1 protein-coding gene is annotated in these 473 nt (G+C 68.1%); it reads right to left on the bottom strand.

Annotation, left to right across the window (positions count from 1 at the left end; all coding sequences use genetic code 11):
- The coding region (locus tag AC1D1Y_RS26345) for an FAD-dependent oxidoreductase (protein WP_477684945.1) at nucleotides 1-473 on the bottom strand (473 nt) is incomplete at both ends.

Here is a 473-nt window from a genome sequence, read left to right as displayed (position 1 = left end):
TCCCAGCACAAAGGCCCGGCAGCGCGAGCGCATGCGACCCTCGGTGCCCAGCACCCAGTCGGGCTCAGCCACCACGCCGTTTTCAAAAATCAGTTGTGTAGCGCCGGGGCCCGCATCGTGCAGTGCCGCCACATCGCGCAGGCGGTGGCCGTAGTGCAGCACCACGCCCAGCTCCACCGCACGCGCCAGCAGCGCGTTCATCAGGTCATGGCGCAGGATAGCCATGCTGGCGTGGCCCATGGCGTCGTCAACGGCACGCACATCGATGCTGCCCAGCGCTTCGCCGTCTGACGTGAACCGGCGCATGGCATGCACCCGCGTGCCGTGCGGCCGCAACAGGTCCCACAGGCCCAAAGTATCCAGCACCCAGCTGGCGTTAGGCCAGCTCACAATGCCCGCGCCCAGGCTGCGAATGGCCGGAGCCTGCTCATACACGGCGACGGTGTGGCCGGCTTGGCGCAGCGCAATAGCGG

The organism is Polaromonas sp. P1_G1 (assembly GCF_056405595.1).
The sequence above is the reverse complement of the archived record's forward strand: the minus strand, read 5'-3'. Positions and strand labels throughout refer to the sequence as shown.